This is a genomic window from Streptomyces sp. SYP-A7185, from assembly GCF_046103685.1.
Classification (GTDB): domain Bacteria; phylum Actinomycetota; class Actinomycetes; order Streptomycetales; family Streptomycetaceae; genus Streptomyces.
In genome coordinates, this window is sequence record NZ_CP122310.1 from 7,783,125 (window position 1) to 7,803,186 (window position 20,062).

The following is a 20,062-nucleotide window of genomic DNA, read 5'->3' on the forward strand; positions in this document are numbered from 1 at the left end:
TACCCAGAGGTCCACGTTGGGTGTACTCCTTGTACGCCTCATCCAAGCGCTCCATCCAGGCACCGCACCCGTACGTCCCCTGTGCGCACCCCTCAGTGAACTGCCATTCAAGGGAGTCGAGTTGAGCAAGGACAGCGTGTACGACTACGTCATCGTCGGCGCCGGTTCAGCGGGCTGCGTCCTCGCCGCCCGGCTCTCCGAGGACCCCGCGGTGCGGGTGGCGCTCGTCGAGTCGGGGCCACGCGACCGGAAGCCGGAGATCCGTATCCCGGCGGCCTTCCCGAAGCTGTTCAAGACGCCGTACGACTGGAACTACACCACCGCGAAGCAGCCCGCGCTGGACGGCCGCGAACTGTACTGGCCGCGCGGCCACACGCTGGGCGGCTCGTCCTCGATGAACGCCATGATGTGGGTGCGCGGCCACCGCGACGACTACGACGCCTGGGGCGAGGCCGCGGGGCCCGAGTGGTCCTACGAGGCGTTCGAACCGTACTTCCGGCGCGCGGAACGGTGGGCGGGCGCTCCCGGCACGTCCGGCGGCGCGGGCGAGGGCGGCGGATACGGCAACGATGGCCCCCTGTGGATCTCGCCGCCCCGCGCCGTCAACCCCACCACCGGCGCGTTCCTGGACGCCTGCCGCGAGGCGGGGCTGCGCGAGCTGCCGGGCCTGGACGAGCCCGACCACGGCGGCTTCGCGCTCACCCCGGTCAACCAGCGCCGCGGACGCCGGTGGAGCGCCGCCGACGGCTATCTGAAACCGGCGCGGCGGCGCCGCAACCTCCACGTCCTGACCGAAGCGCGGGTCCGCAGGCTGGAGTTGGACGGGACGCGCGTGGCCGGTGTCATCGCCGACGGCGTCCCCGGCAAGCTCATCGCCCGCCGCGAGGTGATCCTCAGCGCGGGCGCCATCGGCTCCCCGCAGCTCCTGCTCGCCTCCGGCATCGGGGACCCGGACGACCTCGCGAAGGCGGGCATCACGCCGCGTGTCACCTCCCGGGGCGTGGGCCGCCACCTCCAGGACCACCTCTCCTACCCGGTCGTCATGCGCTGCCCCGAGCCCGTCACGCTGACCGGGGCGGACTCCCTGCCCAACGTCGGCCGCTATCTGCTCGGCGGGCGCGGGCCGCTCACCTCGAACGTCGGCGAGGCGGTCGCGTTCATCAGGACCAGGGCCGAACTCGCCGCACCCGACATCGAGCTGATCTTCGCCCCCGTCCCCTTCGTCGAGCACGCCCTGACCCCGCCCGTCGACCACGGCATCACGATCGGCGTGATCCTGCTCCAGCCGCAGAGCGAGGGCCGGATCACTCCGCGGGGCCCCGGGGTCGGCGCCGCTCCCTACATCGACCCCGGCTACCTGACGGCGGAGGCCGACATCCGCACGCTCGTCGCCGGGGTGCGCCGCGCGGAGGAGCTCCTCGCGGGGCGCGCCCTCGCCCCGTACACCTCGGGGCCCCTCGCGCCGCATCCGGGCACGGTCGACGACGCGACCCTCGCCCGCGCGATCCGCGCCGGGGCCGAGACGCTGTACCACCCCGTCGGCACCTGCCGGATGGGCGCCGACGACGCCTCCGTGACCGATCCGGCGCTCCGGGTGCGGGGTGTGACGGCGCTGCGGGTGGTGGACGCCTCGGTCATGCCGCGGATCACACGCGGTCACACGCACGCCCCCACGGTGGCCCTCGCGGAGAAGGCGGCCGTGCTGATCAGGGCGGACGCGCGGAGGTGACGTGGGCGGGTGTGTCTCCCCGCCCCGCCCCCCGGTCGTATCCTGACCGGCGCACCAGCCAGCCGCCCCGAGGAGTCCCACGTGACCGAGCCGCCGAGCGCTGCCCCGCGCCCCACCCTGGAGGCCGTGGCCGCCCGAGCCGGAGTCTCGCGGGCCACGGTGTCCCGCGTCGTCAACGGCGACGCGGGCGTGCGCGAGGTGCTCGCCGAGAAGGTCAGGCAGGCGGTCGACGAGCTCGGCTACGTGCCCAACCGCGCCGCCCGCAGCCTGGTGACCCGCCGCCACGACGCGGTCGCCGTGGTGATCGCCGAGCCGGAGACGCGGGTTTTCGCCGACCCGTTCTTCGCCCTGCAACTGCGCGGCATCAGCAAGGAGTTGACGTCACGCGACGTCCAGCTGGTGCTACTGCTCACGGAGGGCCGGGACGACCACGAGCGGGTCGGCCGCTATCTCGCGGGCGGCCATGTGGACGGTGCCCTCGTCTTCTCCCTGCACCTGGACGATCCGTTGCCCGGCATCATCCAGGGGGCGGGGGTGCCGACGGTGTTCGGCGGCCGTCCGGGGTGGCCCGAGGGGACGGCGACGGCGCCGTACGTCGACTGCGACAACCGCGGCGGGGCGAGGGACGCCGTCCGCCATCTCCTCTCGTTGGGCCGCACCCGCGTCGCGCACATCACCGGCGCGCTCGACCAGACGTCGGCGGTGGACCGCCTGGACGGCTTCCGCGACGTCGTGCCGGACGCGGGGGAGAGGTTCGTGGCGCAGGGTGACTTCACCCCCTCGGGCGGCGAACGCGCGATGCGCGAGCTCCTGGACCGCGTCCCCGACCTGGACGGCGTCTTCGCCGCCAACGACATGACGGCGTCGGGCGCGCTGCGGGTGCTCAGGGAGCGGGGCAGGCGGGTGCCGGAGGACGTGGCGGTGGTGGGCTTCGACGACATGCTGGCGGTGGCCGAGCAGGTGGAACCGCCGCTGACGACGGTGCGCCAGGACATCGAGGAGATGGGCCGCCTGATGGCCCGCATGCTCCTGTCCCGCGACGACCTCCCGGCGGAGAGCGTGATCCTGCCGACGAAGCTGGTGCGGAGGGGGTCGGCGTAGGGGGAACCCCCTGAGGGGGCGGCGGGCGCCTCCGGGGTGGGGGTCCGGCGCGCGGCTCCGACGCCCGGCTCCCGTACGGGCCGGGGGTCGTCTGTCGCCCTGTGGTCCCACTAACGGGTGTCCTCGTTCCCCCGCACGGGCCACCTGCGTTTTTGTCGCGTCGTCCCCGGGTGAGGCTCGGTGCAGCACTTCCCTTCAACGGAGGTAACACCATGCGCAAGTGCGCGATCCTGGCAGCAGCGGCCTTCGCCGCGGTCACCGTCATCGGCGGGGCCGGCTCCGCCGTCGCCGACCCCGGCCCCGGCGCCTACGCCGAGGGCACGGCGCAGAACTCGCCGGGCGTCCTCAGCGGCAACGTCCTCCAGGTGCCGGTCGACATCCCCGTCAACGCGTGCGGCAACTCCCTCAACGTCGTCGGCCTGCTCAACCCGGCCGCCGGCAACAACTGCCAGTAAGCGGCCCGACCGGCGGGTGAGGCCTGCCGCACGGCACATCGCCCCGTCGCGACCAGCTCGCGACGGGGCGACGCACGTGCGGGCCGAGGCCCGCGGCGGGGAGGCTAGGAGCCGACGCTCACCGTGAAGCGGCGGGGATTGCCGTCGTGCGCGGCGCCCGACACGTCCGGCTCGCCGTCAGGGCGGACGTCGTCGTACGGGAACGCGTACCCGATGGGCGAGTTGGCGTGCACCACGCGGGCCCAGTGGTTGGTGACGTCACCCTTGTAGTAGTCACCCGCACCCGCGCCGTTCGGCTGCTCGGCGTGCGTCAGCATGATGCTCCGGTTGAACCCCGCCGCGAGCCGCGCGAGCAGGCCCTTCTTGTCGTCCGGGTCCCCGGGATTGTTGGTGAAGGGCCCGTGGTTGCAGGTGAAGATGTCCTTGGACGTCGGCTTGGGGAAGGCGTGGCCGCCGTTGAAGGTCAGCGTGTCCCCGCTGACCCGGCCGGTGAACACGCCCCGGCCGCCCTGGAGGTCGATCTTCAGGTCGGTGGAGCGGTACTTGTCCCACACCTGGTCGATGTAGCTGTTCCACACGTCCCGGAACGGCATCTCGGCGGGACGGTCGAAGTACGGTGCCATGAGGTTCTGCGGCGAGATGACCCGGAGCACCTTCCCGTCGTCGCCGCGGATCACCAGATCGCCCCAGGGCTGCCCGTCCTTCGCCTCCTGCGCGACGAGGTCGGCGGCTATCTTGTCGACGGCGCCGTCGGGCAGCGGGGCCACGGTGTGCTTCGCGTCGCCCTCCAGGGTCAGACCGATGGGCAGGGCCGTGACCAGGTCGACGTAGCTGATGTTGGCGTACAGCTGCGAGGTGTTGAAGGTGAACTCGCAGAACGACCAGGTGCGCCCGTAGTTGGGGTCCTCCTTGGTCGCGAAGGCGGGCTCGACCAGCGAGGGGCCCGGGTTCAGGAAGAAGTCCAGCTTGTCGTCCCGCACGAAGTAGACGCGCGCGCCGAACATCTGAGGCAGCGTCAGCACCTTCGGCGCGGACCCGGCGGCACCGAGCGGGATCGCGCAGTCGACGGGCAGCGGGGTCTGCGGGGCCGAGGGTGAGTCGGGCCGGTAGACGCCCCCGTCCGGCTTCAGCAGGACCCAGCGGTCGGTGCCCTGCTCGTGCCCGGTGACGTAGGCCCGCACATTGCCGGGCAACGACTTGTTCTCCAGGGCGAGTTCACAGGTCGCGGGGGCCGCCTTGGCGCCGGGGCTGAGGGCGCTGCCCCAGACCGGATAGGTGAGGGCTCCGGCGGCACCGGCGGCAGTGGACAGGAACACTCGACGCGAAATCACGGAAGGTCTCCCGGGATGTGTGGGGGGATGTCGTGCGGCCGTGTGGGGGTGGCGGCCGTGTGGTGCGACCACTGTCACGGCGGCGCATTGAACCGTCAAGAGTTGTGGCTGAGAGCGCTCTCAAAATCTTGTTTCTTTCACAAGATGGCAGCGCGCGCGCACTGTCAGTGCCGGGTGGCAGACTCAGAAAGACGGAAGAGGATGCGACAAAGGAGTCGATCATGCTCAATACCCGTTATGCCATGGGTGCCCCTGTCTGGGTCGACCTCGGCACCCCGGACCTGAAAGCCGCCCATGCCTTCTACGGCGCACTGTTCGGCTGGGAGTTCCGGTCGGGCGGCGCGGAATTCGGTGGATACGGCATGTATCAGACGGGCGGCAAGACCGTGGCCGGCGCCATGACCGTCACCGCCGACCAGGCCCCGCCGGGCTGGACGCTGTACTTCAAGACGCCGGACGCCGACGCGACGGCCAAGGCGGTCGAGCAGGCCGGCGGCAGCACGGTGTACGAGGCCATGGACGTCGGGGACATGGGCCGCATGGCGGTCCTCAAGGACGATCAGGGAGTCGGCTTCGCCGTCTGGCAGCCGGGCACGAACAAAGGCCTCGACCTGGTCGACGCCCCGGGCAGCCTGTGCTGGACGGAGCTCTACACCCCGGACGTCGAAGCGGCCCAGGGGTTCTACGGCTCGGTGTTCGGCTGGAACACCACGACCCAGGCCTTCGAGGGCGGTGCGTACAGGATGGTGCACCCCGCGGACGGCACCGCGGACGACATGTTCGGCGGCCTGTGGCCGCTCTCCGACGCCCCCGAGGAAGCCGACGCCGGGCCGTACTGGACTCCGTACTTCCAGGTGAGCGACATCGACGCGGTGCTGGCCCGCGTCGAGCCGTCCGGGGGGACGGTCCGGGTGCCCCGCATGGACCTCGCGGGCGTCGGCAGCTTCGCCAAGCTCGCCGATCCCTCCGGGGCGCGGTTCGCGCTGATGCGGCCGCAGGCGCCGAGCGGCAGCTGACCGCCGCCGCGGACCGGCTGCGGAAGGCGCCCGAAACAGCGCACGTCACGGCGTTGATCGTTCGTTGATCCGCTGTTTCGCGCCCCCTGCCAGCATCGACGGCATGCAGATCGACATGACAGCCGAGCCGGAACTCGCCTGGCAGGAGCAGGCCCTGTGCGCCCAGACCGGATCCGAGTTCTTCTTCCCGGAACCGGGCAGCTCGGTGCGCGAGGCCAAGTACATCTGCCAGCTGTGCGAGATGCGCCCCGCGTGCCTGGAGTACGCCCTGGCCCACGACGAGCGCTTCGGCGTCTGGGGCGGCCTCTCCGAGAAGGAACGGCTCAGCCTCAGACGCAACTGACCCTTCGGACAGCGCCCCTTGGCGCATGAACGCCCACGGGTGGGCGACCGCGCTCGATTCAGGCGGGCGCGGTCGCCTGCCGCCTCAGGCGTAGGTGACCGTGAACCTCCGCGTGCCCGCCGGGACATGTACGTCGTCCCCGGTCACCGGCAGGTCGCGGCCGTCCGCCCGCACCGCCCGCACCGGGCCGAAGCGGCACGGATAGACGTACCGCACCCGCTCCGGCGCCCGCGTGATCTCCACGGTCACCTTCCGCGCGCCCGCTTCATGACTCAGCCGGTAACCGAAGGGCGCGCCGAACAGGTTCGGGGCGTCGTCGACGGCCACCGACGCCCCGTCCGGCACCCAGTGGGGGCGGATGCCCGGAGCGACGTAGAGATGCGGATCGCGGTCCTCGTCCGCCTCGAAGAAGAGGATGTCGCGGATCAGGAGCAGATACTCCGCCGCCGCCCAGCCGTGCGGGATGTCCCCCATGTACCAGTGCCGGGACGGCACCTCGCGGTAGTCGGAAGCGATCGGGGAGGCGTGCTGCTCGTTCCACGCGCCGAGCGCCACCGCCCGCTCCTCGGTCCGGGGCAGCGAGGCGCCCACGATCCAGCCGAGCAGCTCGTCCATCCGCCCGGTGTCACCGGCCAGCAGGTAGGCGTGCGCCAACTGCGTGGTGAGATAAGGCCCGTAGGCGTTCCAGGCCGCCTCGTGGCGGTAGCCGCCGGTCACGAAGTGCGCGTACATGGTGTCGAGCGTCCAGCGGGCCGCCCGGTCGATGTCCTCGCCCAGCTTGCTGCCCATGTGCAGGCGCAGCGGATGGAAGAAGGCCGCCGTGCCGATCATCGTCGAGTCGAGCCGGCCGACGTCGGCGGGCCCGGTCGGGATGTACGTCTCCCAGGCCCCGCGCTTGCGCTGCTCCTCCAGGACCCAGCGGATCGAGGCCGCCGTGGCCCGCTTCACGTCGTCGAAAGCGCCCCAGAGTTCGGGCACTTCGGGTGTCCCGAGGCGTTCCGCGAGCCGGGCGGCCTCATGGAGCCCCGCGAGAGCCCACAGATCGTCCCAGTAGTGCGGCTTGTCCCGCTCGCCCAGGTGCTCGGCGCTCCAGCCGCTGTGCAGCAGGCCGTACTGATCGCGGTTGTCCCGCAGCCACCGGGCGCCGTCGACGACGTAGGGCGTGTAGAGCTTCGCGCCGAAGCCGGTGGAGCGCCCATGGGTCCGGTCGAAGCGGCCGATCGCCCACAGGGCCTGGCCGTTGCTGTCCCACTCGCGGTCGTCCTTCTCGTGCGGTCCGCCGTAGAAGCCGTACTCGGCGCACGGGCCGATGCGGCCCCGGCCGCGGTTGAACTTCAACGGGTGGTGCGTGCCCAGCTGGCGCTCGGCCAGGGCCGTGTCACCGGCCAGCGAGCACGCCGTGGCCTCGACGGAGGAGTCACGGATCCAGAAGGAGTCGTACACGGTGGGGCCCGGATGGATCTCGCCGTGGTCGGAGAGGATCAGGAGCTGCGAACGGCACTGGCGGAACTGGTCGGCCAAGTGCGCCACCGGCTGGGGCAGGTGCGGCTGCACGCCGCGCGCGATCAGTTTGCCCGTCCAGAAGACCCGGTTGGCCTCCTCCAGGGCCGGGGCGGGCGTCGCCTTGATCTCCGCAAGGTCGGCCGACCCGCTGTACTGATCGACGGGCAGCCGCACGTCGAGCTCGAACAGCTCGTCGTCGGCGATCCGGTAGGGCCAGGCGAACGCCGCGCTGCACAGGCCGGCGACCTGGTCCTGCGCCTGGAGCGCGCCGTTCAGCTTGCCGCCCGTGACGAGATCGTGGAACGGACTGCGGGTGAGATAGGAGTCCGGGTCGTGACGGAAGTCCGGGTTGCCGTACACGCCGTACTGCTCGGGAGCCGTGTCGAACACCGGGCCCCACCCGGAGTTGGTCTCCACCCGCCCCTCGTCGGGCAGATGGCGCAGACAGGTCAGACGCCGGTCGGTGATCCGGCGCCCGTTGCGGTCGTGCCGCTGGAAGCCGCTGGGCCCCGCGGGCATGACGGCCGCGCACAGCCAGCCCTCGCGCGGCTGCCCGGTGGCGCTGCCCACGGTCAGGCGCGTCACGACGAGGTCCCGCTGCCGGGAGCCGACGGTGGTGCCGAAGGTCCGCTGCACGAACTCGGTGCCGTCGGCGGTGCGGAACGTCGTCAGGACCACCGGCAGATGCGGCGCCTCCATGCGCTGGCCGACGGCTCCGGCGCCGGTCAGCTGCGGAAGACGGACGGCGCCCGTCGACGGCGCGTAGAGGAAGAAGGAGAGGCAGTACTTGTCGTAGACCGGCTCGATCTCACCGGCCTGCCCGACGAGGGACTCCTGACGGTGGTCCTTGACGCCCACCATGTGCCAGTAGCGGTAGAGCGCGTTGGAGGCGAAGGCCGCCTCCTTCGACTCGTACGCTCCCCGGTCGAAATCGTCGCTCCAGTGCCGGAAGGCGGCCTGTGCCCACCACGGAACGGGATACGGCACCCGGTCCCGTGCCGCCCAGGCGCGCCACATGACCTCGTAGAACATCCATTCATGGGTCTGAGCCATGGGTTCCACCCCCGCTGCCCACCGTTGCACCGGGGCGGGCGGCCGTAAATCGGTTCGGCACGGGGGGCCTTGTGCGGATACGCTCCGGGGGCGCGGCCGGGCCGAAGGTTCCTGGTCGGCGCGGGTGCGGGGTCCTGTAGAGCAGAGGCAGACTCGCCGCCTTCTCAGGGCGGACACGCCGGTTCGAATCCGGTCGGGACCACGAGCGGACGGCAGGGCTGGGGCGGGGCGGATGAGCGAGAGCGGCGGGATCAGCGAGGCGGACCTGGCCGCCTTCCACGACGTGATCGGCAGGCTCCGCGAGCTGCCCGTCGACGACCCGGTGCGGCTGCGGGCCGAGCAGGTCGCCGCGTCCTTCGCCCGTGACGGACGGCTGCGCAGGCGCAAGGCGCGCGGGGCCGAGCTCTCCGCCGCCGACGCGGCGGTGATGGCCGCCACCGCCACCGGGGCCGGCGACCGCCGTGAGGACGCGCCGCTGGACGCCGAGGGCGCCGCAGGGGTCTTCCGGCGGCCCCGTCCCTGCTATGTCTGCAAGACGTCGTATCGACAGGTCGACTCCTTCTACCACCGGCTCTGTCCCGATTGCGCCGCCGACAACCGCTCCCGGCGCGCGCTGACCACCGATCTGAGCGGGCGCCGGGCGCTGCTCACCGGGGGCCGCGTGAAGATCGGTTTCCAGCTGGCCCTGATGATGCTGCGCGACGGCGCCGAACTCCTGGTGACCAGCCGCTTCCCGCACGACACCGAGCGGCGCTTCCGCGCGGTGCCGGGCAGCGAGAAGTGGCTCGACCGGCTCACCGTGCTCGCCGTCGACCTCCGTGACCCGCGCCAAGTCCTCGGCCTGTGCGCGCAGTTGCGGCGAGAGGGCGAGCCGCTGGACATCCTCGTCAACAACGCGGCACAGACCGTCCGCCGCCCGCCCGAGTCGTACGCGGCGCTCGCGGTGGGGGAGGCCGCGGAGCTGCCCGCCGGGGTGCGCGCCGCTCCCGGGTTCAGGCCGATGGGGGTCCTGGAGGGCGCCACCGCGACACGGGGCACGCTCGCGCTCGTCCTGCGGGACTCCGAAGCGGATGCCGGGCGCGGGGCCGATGGGATGGATGCCGTGCGCGGGGCCGATGGGATGGGTGCCGTGCGCGTGGCCGACGAGGCGGGTCTGCTGCACGATCCCTCGCCCGAGAACTCCTGGTCCGCACGCCTGGGGGACCTCGACCCCGCCGAGGTCCTGGAGACCCAGCTGGTCAACGCGTTCGCCCCGGCGCTGCTCTGCGACCGGCTGCTGCCGCTGCTGCTCGCATCGCCGCACCCCCGGACGTACATCGTCAACGTCACGGCGGTCGAAGGCCGTTTCGCGGTGCGGAACAAGACGGCCGGGCATCCGCACACGAACATGGCGAAGGCCGCGCTGAACATGCTCACGCGCACGAGCGCGGCCGAACTCGCCGAGCGCGGCGTGCACATGTGCGCCGTCGACACCGGCTGGATCACCGACGAGAACCCGGCCCCGAAGAAGGACCGCATCGCGGGCGCGGGCTTCCGCACGCCCCTCGACGTGGTGGACGGCGCGGCCCGCGTCTACGACCCCATCGTGCGGGGCGAGGCGGGCGCACCGCTCTCGGGGGTCTTCCTCAAGGACTACCGGGAGGCGGAGTGGTGACCGTGGCCCCCGGGGCTCTCGCGTAACCCGTGGCTCCCGCCCCGCTCCGGGGATACGATTCACCCCAAGGGCGGGACGTAGCGCAGGGGCTGTCGCGTCGGTCTCCAAAACCGGAACACGCTGGTTCGATTCCAGCCGTCCCGCCCCCTCGGCAATTCGCTGTCCCCGGACCGCCCCCGCCGGGCAGAATCCGCGCATGGCCCAGCCCGAGAAGACCGCCGCCCGCCATCTGCTCTCCGATCTCGACCCGCTGTCCCACCCGCGCCGGGTCCGCGAGATCGCCGAGAGCGCCCGGGACTTCGCGGGCCGCGGCGCGCTGCGACCCGTGCTCGAAGAGCTGGAGAGCGGCGGTCCGTACGAACGCGCGGTGGCCATCCTGCTCGCCTCGGCCGGCGGGGACGCCGAGTGGACCGGAGCGCGGCTCGCCGACCCCGACCCGTTCGTGCGCGGACATGCCCTGCGGGTCGCGGAGAGCCACCGTGTGCCGGACGCCGCGTTCGAGCCGGCGCTCGACGACGCTCCCGAGGCCGTCCGGCGGCAGCTGGTGCGGGCGATCGTCGAGGGGCGGCGCACCGCGCTCGCCGATCGTGTGGTCGACGGGCTGCGGCGCCGGTGGGGCGACGCCGAGGCGGCGCGGCTGCTGCCCGGCTGCTCGGGCCCGGTGGCCGAGCGGCTGCTGCCGCAGCTCTTCCACGCCGTGCGCGGATGGCGGTCCCTGGCGAGGCGGCACCCGGGTGTGCTCCTCGACGTCGCGGCACGCGAACTCGAAGCGCTGCCCGCCGCGCTGCGGGACACGTGGTGGCAGCGGTACGCGGCCGGGATCGCGGCCGTCACCCGTGCGGAGCCCCTGCGGGTCCTCGACCTGCTGGACCACGAGCGGTTCGCCCCCGGCGCGGTGCCCCGGCCCCTCCATCCGTACGTGGGCGTGCTGGCCGACGCCGCACCGGGGCGCGTCCTCACGCTCCTCTGCGGGCCACGGGGCCTGTCGCTGCGGCGCGGTGGCGCGCTCACGCCCTCCGTACTGCGCCGCCTGGCCCGATCCGGCGCCCCCGAACTGCTCACGTACGCCCGAACCGTCGCCGACTCCTCCGGCGACCTCGCCCGGCTGATGCTGGCCCACCCGCCCGCCGAACGCGCCGCCTTCCACGCACGGGCCGTCCAGGGGCGCGGCGCGGGGCACGCCGCCGTCGACGGGATCGTCCTCGGTGCGCTGCCCCGCAGCGCCGTGGCCGAGGCGGCGCGGCGGATGGCCGCGCGCGCCGAGGAGCAGGGCCGACCCGCCGGCGCCGTGCTGCTCGCCGCGTCCTTCCTGCCCTGCGCCGAGGTGCGCGACCGGCTCGTGGCGGCGACCCGGCGGCCCGCCGCCGACGACCGCGCCCAGGCCTGGCCGCTGTTCGTCCGCAACGCCGCCCGGTCCGGCGACGCGGCCCAAGTCACCTCCGTGCTCGCCGAGATGACCCGCCTGGCGAACGAGCAGGACCCGGTGCGGGCCGCCGCCCTGACCGCGCTCGCCGAGACCCGGCCCGCCCTCTTCGGCGCCGACGCCGAACCGTTCCTCGACACCATCTCCGCGGACGCCGTCGCGGCGCGCGACTCCTCGTACGCCACCCGTGGCGCCCTCAGCCGGCTGGCCGTCGCCGTGCTGCGCGAGCACGCGGCGGGCGGGCGGCGGGAGTTGGTGAACTGGGCGCTGCGCACCCTGGTCCGGATCTCGGGCAACACCGGCGGCGCCGACCTCGGCCGCCTCGACCACACCCTGCGCCGGGGCCAGGAGCACGACGTGTTCGAGGCGCTGCGGCCCTGGATCGAGGCGGGCGTGGAGAAGGCCGACTACAGCCTCGTCTTCGCGCTGGCCCGCGCGGTCGGCCGGCGTGCCGCCGGGATGCGGGAGCTTCAGGAACTCCTGTGGCAGGCCATCCGCTACGGCGGCAACGCGACGGTGTCGCGAGGGATCGACCTGTGGCTCGAGCCGCCCGCGACCCGCGACGAACGCGTCGCTCGCGTCCTGGCCCACGAACCGTCGACGGCCGTGCTCGCACGGGTCCACTCCGTGCTGTGCTCGCGCCGCACGGACCTGCTCGACCCCCTCCTGGCCGACACACCGCCGTACGGCCGGTTTCTGACCAAGGGCGCCTCCTGGACCGTACCGGCCGACGCCCGCCAGATCCGCCGCTGGCTGCCCCGCCAGCAGCAGGCGCTGGCCCGGCAGTTGGCGCGGACCGCCGGTGACGCGGGCCTGCCGGGATGGGACCGCGCCGCGGCGATCTCCCGCGGCGCGCTGGTGCCCGGCGCGGGGGAGGAACTCGTCCGCCGCTGGACCGGCTCGCCCGACACCGTGCTCGCCGAGGCCGCCATCGCCGCCCTCGCGCACACCGCGCGGCCCGGGGACGCGCTGCCCCGGCTGCTCGCGCACGCGGGCACCGACCGGGCCCGGGTCGCGGTGTACGCGGCGACCCGGGCGTCCCGTCATGTGCCGCCCTCGCGGCTCGCGGCGCAGCTGCGGGAGGTCCTGTGCGGCCCCGGCACGAAGGTGACCAGCCGCAAGGAGGCCGCGCGCCTCGCCGCCGTACGGCTGCCCGCGCCCGAGGCGGCTGCGCTGCTCGCCGACGCCTGCGAGGCGCCGGACATCCATCGCGACGTACGGGCGGCGTGTGTCGCGTTCGCGGGCGGGCTGCTCGGCGAGGAACGGGTGTGGGGCCTCTTGAGCGACGCCGCCGGGGGTGAGCCGGTGCTGCGCACGGCGGTGCTCCGGGTACGGCCGCTCGATCTGGCCGAGGTCCATCGGGAGCGGTACGCGCGCCTCGTGCGCGAGGCGGTCGGGACCGAGGACGACGAGGCGGCGGGCGGCGCGCTGGACGCGCTCGCGCGCTGGGCCCCCTGGTCACCGGACGCGGCCGCGGTCCTCGCGCACGCCGTCGCGGACCTCGACCGGCGGGTCACGTGGCAGGTGGCCGCGCGGGCGCTCGTGACGGCCGCGGCGACCGCGCCTCGCGGCGTCGAGGCCCTGTGCGGCGCTCTCGCGGCCCTCGCGGGCTCCGGCGTGCCGCCGTCACCGGACCGGGACCTGCCCGCGCGGCGGCGGATCGAGTACGTGGCGCGGACGCTGGCCGACGCGGGCGAGGGGCACCGGGCCGCCGCCCTGCGCGCGGGAGAACTGCTCGCCGGGTACGGGGATTTCGTGCCGCAGGCCGCCGACGTCCTGGCCGGTGCGATCGCCCTGGACGGCGGGGCGGCGGAGGTGACGGCCGCGCTGCACCGGCTGGCGCGGCTGCACGAGGGGCGGCCCGCGCTGGCCGTGCGGACGGCGTCGACGCTTGGCTCGCGCCTCGCGGACTCCGGGGCGGTGGCCGATGCGGCCTCGCTGCCGGCGGTGGTGCGCCGCCTCGCGGACGACGGCGGGCACGCTTCCGGGCTCTTCGCCGTGCGCGCCACGGAGTCCCTGGGGGAGCGGACCGGCTGGCCGCCGGTGTGGCGGGATCTGCTGGGCGCCTTGCGCGACCACGGCGTGCCGGACGTACGGGACGCCGCGCTGGGGGTGTGCACGGCCTGCGAGTGAGGGCGCCGGTGAGAGCCCTTGAGGTCGGGCAGGCAGGCGGGTGGCCGGGCGGTTGGTTGAGGGACTGCTGAGGGGCTGCTGAGGGCTGCTGAGGGGCTGGGGTGGGCGGAAGGATGGGGTGGGCGGAAGGAGCCGCCCACCCCAGGGTGCCTACTTGCCCCGCGCGGCCATCCGCGCCTTGCGGGCGGCCAGCTTCTCGTCGAACTTGGCGGCTTCGCTGTCCAGCCCGTTCATGTACATGCCGAGCTCCTCCTGCGCCTTGAGACCCTCCGGGCCGAGCCCGCCGATCTCCATGACCTTGAGGTAGCGCAGGACGGGCTGGATCACGTCGTCGTGGTGGATGCGCATGTTGTAGATCTCGCCGATCGCCATCTGCGCGGCGGCCCGCTCGAAGCCGGGCATGCCGTGTCCGGGCATCCGGAAGTTGACGACGACGTCGCGCACGGACTGCATGGTCAGGTCCGGGGCGAGCTCGAAGGCCGCGCCCAGGAGGTTGCGGTAGAAGACCATGTGGAGGTTCTCGTCGGTGGCGATGCGCGCCAGCATCCGGTCGCAGACCGGGTCGCCCGACTGGTGGCCGGTGTTGCGGTGCGAGACGCGGGTCGCGAGCTCCTGGAAGGCCACGTACGCGACGGAGTGCAGCATCGAGTGACGGTTGTCGGACTCGAAGCCCTCGGCCATGTGCGCCATGCGGAACTGCTCGAGCTTGTCCGGGTCCACGGCACGCGAGGCCAGGAGGTAGTCGCGCATCACGATGCCGTGGCGGCCCTCCTCCGCGGTCCAGCGGTGCACCCAGCTGCCCCAGGCGCCGTCGCGGCCGAAGAGGGAGGCGATCTCGTGGTGGTAGCTGGGGAGGTTGTCCTCGGTCAGGAGGTTGACGACGAGCGCGATCTTGCCGATGTCCGTGACCTTGGACTGCTCGGGCTCCCAGGCCTGGCCGTCCTCGAAGTAGCCGGGGAAGTTACGGGCGTCGGAGAACGGCACGTACTCGTGCGGCATCCAGTCCTTCGCCACCTTCAGATGGCGGTTGAGCTCCTTCTCGACCACTTCTTCCAGGGCGAACAGCAACCGGGCATCGGTCCAGTCGTCCGTGCTGCCGAGATGAGGAGAGGTGATCGTCACGGGGGCTCCAGGGGGGACGGGAGTTTTTTACGGATGTCGTGCGTAGGGGTTACGCGGAAGCACGAGCGGGTGCTACCTACCTACGGTGTCGTAGGTTACGTTGCCGTAGGTTAAGCCCTCCGTAAAGTGGCTGAGTCGGCGGGGCCCATGAGCCCCTGCTGCCCCACCCGCCCCAGGACCGGTCAGGCGTACAGCTCCCTGAGCCGCACTGAGAGGCATGTCACACAGCCTTCGAGCTTCTCGAACTCGCCGATATCCACCACGACCGGGTCGAAACCGAGCTCGGCGAGCAGTTCCGCGCTCTTCGGCGCGCTCGCCGCGATGAGCAGTTTCGCGCCACCGAGAAGCACCACGTGGGCCCCGGACTCCTCGGGAACCGGCAGGAAGCGCGGGAAGAGCGAAGGGGTGTCCACGAGCGGCGGATGGCCGATGACCGTGCCGTCCGGCAGCGCCGTCACCGCCGACTTCAGATGCAGGACTTTGCTGACGGGGACGGCCACGACCCGCGCCCCCAGCGGTTCGAAGACGGCCCTCAGCTGCCGCACCCCGGCGGCGTTCGTGCGCCCGCCGCGCCCCACGTAGAGCGTGTCGTCGACCTTGAGGACGTCGCCGCCGTCCAGGGTGCCGGGCTCCCACACCCAGTTCACGGAGGCCCCCAGCCGGGCCACGGCCTCCTCCACGGCCGCCGTCTCCGGCCGCCGCGACTCGGCGCCGGGCCGGGCGATCAGCGCCACGTTGCGGAAGACGACGACCGCGTCCTCGACGAAGACCGCGTCCGGGCAGTCGTCGGAGGGCTCGACCTCGACGGTCTCCCAGCCGTGCGCCCGCAGCGCGTCGGCGTACGCCTCCCACTGGGCGAGGGCGAGCCCCGCGTCGACCGGGGTCCGCTCGACATGCGTGACCAGGCCTTCGGCCAGGCGCGGACCGGGGCGGCGGACGAGCGCTTTCCTGCTGGGCACGGGATGCTCTCCGTACGTCGGAGCGGCGGGGGGCGTGACCCGCCCGGCGGGCGCCGGGCCGGGCCGGGAGTGCTGCCGTTCATCATGCAGCGCGGCAGGGGTCCAGGCCCAGGTCTCGGCGCAGATGATCGGCGGTGAACGACCCCTCGGCCGCGGTCAGCTGCTCGGGCGTCCCCTCGAAGACGACCTGCCCGCCGTGCTTGCCGCCGTCGGGCCCGAGGTCGATCACCCAGTCCGCGTGCTTGACGACCTCCAGGTTGTGCTCGACGACGACCACGGTGTTCCCCGCGTCGACGAGCCGGTCCAGGAGGGCGAGCAGACCGTCCACGTCGGCCATGTGCAGGCCGGTGGTCGGCTCGTCCAGGACGTACGTCGTGCCGGTGCGGTGCAGCTGCGTGGCGAGCTTGATGCGCTGGCGCTCGCCGCCCGACAGGGTGCTCAGCGGCTGCCCGAGCGTCAGGTAGGTGAGACCCACGTCGTGCAGGGCCCGCAGCCGGCGGCGCACGGCCATGTCGTCGACGGCGGCGAGGAAGGCGAGGGCGCGCTCGGCCGTCATGTCGAGCACGTCGGCGACGGAGCTGCCGTCGACGGTCAGCCGGAGCACCTCCTCCTTGAAGCGGCGCCCCTCGCAGGTCTCGCAGGTCGTGGTCACCGGGTCCATGAACGCGAGGTCGCTGTGGATGACCCCGCGCCCCTGGCAGCTCTCGCAGGCTCCGGTGGAGTTGAAGCTGAACAGCCCCGCGTCCCGGCCGGTCTCCCGCGCGAAGAGCTTGCGCAGCGAGTCCATGATCCCCAGGTATGTCGCCGGGGTGGACCGGCCCGAGATGCCGATGCCCGACTGGTCCACGACCACCGCGTCCGGGTGCTCGGCGACGAACGCCCGCGACACGAGCGTGCTCTTGCCCGAGCCGGCGACCCCCGTCACGGCGGTGAGCACCCCGGTCGGCACGCGCACGCTGACGTCCTTGAGGTTGTGCAGGGCGGCGCCCTTGACCCAGCGTCCGCCGACGGCCTCGCGCGGGCTCTCCTTGACGCCGGTCGAGCGCCGCAGCTGGCGGCCCGTGAGGGTGTCGGCGCGCCGCAGCTCCTCCGGTGTCCCCTCGAAGACGACCCGACCGCCGCCGGTGCCCGCCGCCGGTCCCATGTCGACGACGTGGTCGGCGACGGCGATCACGTCCGGGTCGTGCTCGACGACCAGGACGGTGTTGCCCTTGTCGCGCAGGCGCAGCAGCAGGTCGTTGAGCCGCCCCACGTCCCGCGGGTGCAGGCCCACGCTCGGTTCGTCGAAGATGTACGTCATGCCGGTCAGGCTGGAGCCGAGGTGGCGCACCGTCTTCAGGCGCTGCCCCTCGCCGCCGGAGAGCGTGGAGGTCTCGCGGCCGAGGCTGAGGTAGCCGAGCCCGATCGCCTCGATCCGCTCCAGGGCCGCCACGGCCGCCGCGGCGACCGGGCCCGCCACCGGGTCGTCGATCCGGGCCAGGGCGGGGATGAGGTCGGTGACCTCCCTGCGCGAGGCCTCGGCGATGTTCATGCCGTCGATGCGGGTGGCGAGCGCCGCCGCGTTGAGCCGCGCTCCGCCGCACAGGTCGCACTCGCCCTCGATCAGGAAGCGCTGGACGAGGTCGCGGGTCTTTTGCGAGAGCGAGGACAGGTCGCGGTTGAGGTAGAGCCGCTCGAAGCGGTCCGCGAGGCCCTCGTAGTCGATGTCCCGCGCGCCGCCGGTGTTGTCGACGTTCACCGTGGCGCCGTCCTTGCCGCCGCGCAGGAGGAACTCCCGCTCGCGCGCGTCGAACCGGCCCACCGGCTTGTGCGTGTCCAGGTCCGGGGTGTGGGTGTACGTCTGGCCCTGCCAGGTCCCCGCGGCGAACGGCGGGAAGAGGATCGCGCCGTCCGCGAGGGACTTGGCGGGGTCCAGGATGCGGTCGTAGTCGGGCCGTACGGTCTTGCCCAGGCCGTGGCACCGGGGGCACATGCCCGACGGGTCGTTGAACGAGTACGCGGTGGCCGGACCGGCACTCGGTGTGCCGTGCCGCGAGAACAGCACGCGCAGCACCGAGTAGACGTCCGTCATCGTGCCCACCGTGGACCGGGAGTGGCCGCCGATCGGCCGCTGGTCGACGACGATCGCGGGCGAGAGGTCCTCGATGGTCTCCGCGTGCGGCCGCTCGTACTTCGGCAGCCGGTTGCGGACGAACCACGTGAAGGTCTCGTTCAGCTGCCGCTGCGACTCGACCGCGATCGTGTCGAACACGACCGACGACTTCCCCGACCCCGATACGCCGGTGAAGACCGTCAGCCGGTCCTTGGGGATGCGCAGGTTCACCTCCTTGAGGTTGTTCTCACGGGCTCCGGTGATGGTGATGTACTGGTGCATACCGGCGAAGCTAGCCGGAATACCCGACATCTTCTGTCGTGATTTCCTTCATCTCTCCGTCCAGGAGCAGCCAGCGCGTGATGCCGATCGACTCCAGGAACGGCACGTCGTGACTGGCCACGATCAGCGCTCCCTCGTACGACTCCAGGGCCGTGGCCAGCTGTTTCACGCTTGCCATGTCGAGGTTGTTCGTCGGCTCGTCGAGCATCAGGAGCTGCGGCGCGGGTTCCGCGAGCAGGAGTGCGGCGAGGGTCGCCCGGAAGCGCTCGCCGCCCGACAGGGTCGCCGCCGGCTGATCGGCCCGTGCCCCCTTGAACAGGAAGCGGGCCAGACGGGCCCGGATCCGGTTGTTCGTGGCGCCGGGCGCGTGCCGCGCCACGTTCTCGGCGACGGTCAGCGCTCCGTCGAGCACGTCGAGCCGCTGGGGCAGGAAGCGCAGCGGGACGTGCGCCCGTGCCTCGCCCGCCACCGGCTCCAGCTCTCCGGTGATCGTCCGCAGGAGCGTGGTCTTGCCCGCGCCGTTGCGGCCGACCAGCGCTATCCGCTCGGGGCCGCGCAGCTCGAACTCGCCTTGCACGCACGCCCCGTAACGCAGGGTCAGGTCGCGCAGGGTGAGTACGGTGCGGCCCGGCGGGACCGCGGTGTGCGGCAGGTCGACGCGGATCTCGTCGTCGTCCCGCACCGCCTCGACGGCGTCGTCAAGGCGCTCCTTCGCCTCGGTGAGTTTCTCCTCGTGCATGATGCGGTGCTTGCCCGCGGACACCTGTGCCTGGCGTTTGCGCTCACCCATGACGACCTTCGGCTCGCGCTTGGTGTCCCACATCTTCTGGCCGTACCGCTTGCGGCGGGCCAACTTGACGTGTGCGTCGGCCAGTTCGCGCTTCTGCTTCTTCAGGTCGGACTCGGCGACGCGCACCATGCGCTCCGCCGCCTCCTGCTCGGCGGCGAGGGCCTCCTCGTAGGCGGAGAAGTTGCCTCCGTACCACGTGAGCTCTCCGTCGCGCAGATCGGCGATCTGGTCGACCAGATCGAGCAGTTCGCGGTCGTGGCTGACCACGACCAGGACCCCGGACCAGGCTTCGACGGCCGCGTACAGGCGCCGACGGGCGTACAGGTCAAGGTTGTTGGTGGGTTCGTCGAGCAGCAGCACGTCGGGCCGGCGCAGCAGCAGCGCGGCCAGGCGCAGCAGGACGGACTCGCCGCCCGACACCTCGCCGGTGGTGCGGTCCAGGCCGATGTGGCCCAGGCCCAGCTGATCGAGGGTCGCCGCGGCGCGTTCCTCGACGTCCCAGTCGTCGCCGACCGCCGCGAAGTGCTCTTCGGCCACGTCGCCGGACTCGATGGCGTGCAGGGCGGCGCGTGCCGACGCGATGCCGAGCACCTCGTCGACGCGCAGCCGGGTGTCGAGGGTGACGTTCTGCGGGAGGTACCCGATGTCGCCCGCGACCCGCACGGCCCCCTCGCTCGGCGTGAGTTCACCGGCGATCAGCTTCAACAGGGTCGACTTCCCTGACCCGTTGACGCCGATGAGGCCGGTCCTGCCGGTCCCGAAGGCCGTCTGGAAACCGTCGAAGACGCCGGTGCCGTCCGGCCAGGCGAAGTCGAGCGACGTGCAGGTGATGGAGGTGGGGTATGCAGACATGTGGTCCTCGCGGTTGCGTGAGATGAAGCGCGGTCAGGGGCAACGCGTTTCGGGACACCGCGGGGCGCGACAGCGGGACGGGAGCGACGCCGTCAGGAGGGGAGGGCAAAGAAAAGGGCCCTGTGTCCTGGGGCAGTGGGACGGCTCATGTGCCGAGGTCGCACGCTACGCACACGGCCGAACCGTGTGACGCGGTGACACCAACCTCAGACGAGCAACGTCCT

Annotated in this window: 13 protein-coding genes and 2 tRNA genes; 9 read left to right on the forward strand and 6 right to left on the reverse strand. The window is 72.7% G+C overall.

The window, feature by feature from the left end:
• Positions 1 to 121 precede the first annotated feature (121 nt).
• From QBL25_RS34095 to QBL25_RS34105, 3 genes are all read left to right on the forward strand, one after another.
• Entirely contained in the window at positions 122 to 1,729 is a 1,608-nt protein-coding gene (locus tag QBL25_RS34095; RefSeq protein WP_409060794.1) for a GMC family oxidoreductase, read from the forward strand.
• Between the two features lie 81 nt (positions 1,730 to 1,810).
• Positions 1,811 to 2,830, forward strand: coding sequence for a LacI family DNA-binding transcriptional regulator (locus QBL25_RS34100; protein ID WP_409060795.1), 1,020 nt, complete (start codon positions 1,811 to 1,813; stop codon positions 2,828 to 2,830).
• Positions 2,831 to 3,042: 212 nt separating this feature from the next.
• Complete coding sequence (locus QBL25_RS34105) at positions 3,043 to 3,285, forward strand: chaplin (RefSeq protein WP_409060796.1); 243 nt, start codon at positions 3,043 to 3,045, stop codon at positions 3,283 to 3,285.
• Positions 3,286 to 3,389: 104 nt separating this feature from the next.
• On the opposite strand, the gene QBL25_RS34110 is transcribed toward QBL25_RS34105, so the two are convergent.
• The gene (locus QBL25_RS34110) at positions 3,390 to 4,616 is read right to left on the reverse strand and encodes a glycoside hydrolase family 64 protein (protein WP_409060797.1); all 1,227 of its coding nucleotides are present in this window, start codon (positions 4,614 to 4,616) and stop codon (positions 3,390 to 3,392) included.
• 221 nt (positions 4,617 to 4,837) lie between these two features.
• Between QBL25_RS34110 and QBL25_RS34115 the strand changes: the two genes are divergently transcribed.
• Positions 4,838 to 5,632, forward strand: coding sequence for a VOC family protein (locus QBL25_RS34115; protein WP_409060798.1), 795 nt, complete (start codon positions 4,838 to 4,840; stop codon positions 5,630 to 5,632).
• Between the two features lie 103 nt (positions 5,633 to 5,735).
• On the forward strand, positions 5,736 to 5,975 hold the full coding sequence (locus QBL25_RS34120) for a WhiB family transcriptional regulator (protein WP_409060799.1): 240 nt from the start codon (positions 5,736 to 5,738) through the stop codon (positions 5,973 to 5,975).
• 84 nt (positions 5,976 to 6,059) lie between these two features.
• Here the strand turns inward: QBL25_RS34120 and QBL25_RS34125 are convergent, their stop codons facing one another.
• A complete protein-coding gene (locus tag QBL25_RS34125) occupies positions 6,060 to 8,531 on the reverse strand; it encodes a hypothetical protein (protein WP_409060800.1) in 2,472 nt (823 codons plus the stop codon).
• Positions 8,532 to 8,661: 130 nt separating this feature from the next.
• Between QBL25_RS34125 and QBL25_RS34130 the strand changes: the two genes are divergently transcribed.
• From QBL25_RS34130 to QBL25_RS34145, 4 genes are all read left to right on the forward strand, one after another.
• Positions 8,662 to 8,733: transfer RNA gene (locus tag QBL25_RS34130), tRNA-Glu, on the forward strand.
• 30 nt (positions 8,734 to 8,763) lie between these two features.
• Positions 8,764 to 10,185 carry an SDR family NAD(P)-dependent oxidoreductase gene (locus QBL25_RS34135; RefSeq protein ID WP_409060801.1) on the forward strand — a complete coding sequence of 474 codons (1,422 nt, stop codon included), beginning with the start codon at positions 8,764 to 8,766 and terminating at the stop codon, positions 10,183 to 10,185.
• Between the two features lie 71 nt (positions 10,186 to 10,256).
• Positions 10,257 to 10,329, forward strand: a tRNA-Trp gene (locus tag QBL25_RS34140).
• A 52-nt stretch (positions 10,330 to 10,381) separates the two neighbouring features.
• On the forward strand, positions 10,382 to 13,741 hold the full coding sequence (locus QBL25_RS34145; RefSeq protein ID WP_409060802.1) for a hypothetical protein: 3,360 nt from the start codon (positions 10,382 to 10,384) through the stop codon (positions 13,739 to 13,741).
• Positions 13,742 to 13,891: 150 nt separating this feature from the next.
• Here the strand turns inward: QBL25_RS34145 and QBL25_RS34150 are convergent, their stop codons facing one another.
• The 4 genes from QBL25_RS34150 to QBL25_RS34165 form a co-directional block, all read right to left on the reverse strand.
• Positions 13,892 to 14,863 carry an acyl-ACP desaturase gene (locus QBL25_RS34150; protein WP_409060803.1) on the reverse strand — a complete coding sequence of 324 codons (972 nt, stop codon included), beginning with the start codon at positions 14,861 to 14,863 and terminating at the stop codon, positions 13,892 to 13,894.
• Positions 14,864 to 15,045: 182 nt separating this feature from the next.
• Positions 15,046 to 15,822 (reverse strand): dimethylargininase, encoded by a 777-nt coding sequence (gene ddaH / locus QBL25_RS34155; protein ID WP_409060804.1) that lies wholly within the window; start codon positions 15,820 to 15,822, stop codon positions 15,046 to 15,048.
• A gap of 82 nt (positions 15,823 to 15,904) precedes the next feature.
• Positions 15,905 to 18,196, reverse strand: a complete 2,292-nt coding sequence (locus QBL25_RS34160) for an ATP-binding cassette domain-containing protein (protein WP_409060805.1) — start codon at positions 18,194 to 18,196, stop codon at positions 15,905 to 15,907.
• Between the two features lie 10 nt (positions 18,197 to 18,206).
• Entirely contained in the window at positions 18,207 to 19,838 is a 1,632-nt protein-coding gene (locus tag QBL25_RS34165) for an ABC-F family ATP-binding cassette domain-containing protein (RefSeq protein WP_409060806.1), read from the reverse strand.
• Between the last annotated feature and the right edge of the window lie 224 nt (positions 19,839 to 20,062).

What these genes read in the sequence shown, in the direction of transcription:
- QBL25_RS34125 (WP_409060800.1), bottom strand. Translation starts at nt 8,531, where the DNA reads ATGGCTCAGACCCATGAATGGATGTTCTACGAGGTCATGTGGCGCGCC.
- QBL25_RS34115 (WP_409060798.1), top strand. Translation starts at nt 4,838, where the DNA reads ATGCTCAATACCCGTTATGCCATGGGTGCCCCTGTCTGGGTCGACCTC.
- QBL25_RS34160 (WP_409060805.1), bottom strand. Translation starts at nt 18,196, where the DNA reads ATGCACCAGTACATCACCATCACCGGAGCCCGTGAGAACAACCTCAAG.
- QBL25_RS34120 (WP_409060799.1), top strand. Translation starts at nt 5,736, where the DNA reads ATGCAGATCGACATGACAGCCGAGCCGGAACTCGCCTGGCAGGAGCAG.
- QBL25_RS34105 (WP_409060796.1), top strand. Translation starts at nt 3,043, where the DNA reads ATGCGCAAGTGCGCGATCCTGGCAGCAGCGGCCTTCGCCGCGGTCACC.
- QBL25_RS34135 (WP_409060801.1), top strand. Translation starts at nt 8,764, where the DNA reads ATGAGCGAGAGCGGCGGGATCAGCGAGGCGGACCTGGCCGCCTTCCAC.
- QBL25_RS34145 (WP_409060802.1), top strand. Translation starts at nt 10,382, where the DNA reads ATGGCCCAGCCCGAGAAGACCGCCGCCCGCCATCTGCTCTCCGATCTC.
- QBL25_RS34165 (WP_409060806.1), bottom strand. Translation starts at nt 19,838, where the DNA reads ATGTCTGCATACCCCACCTCCATCACCTGCACGTCGCTCGACTTCGCC.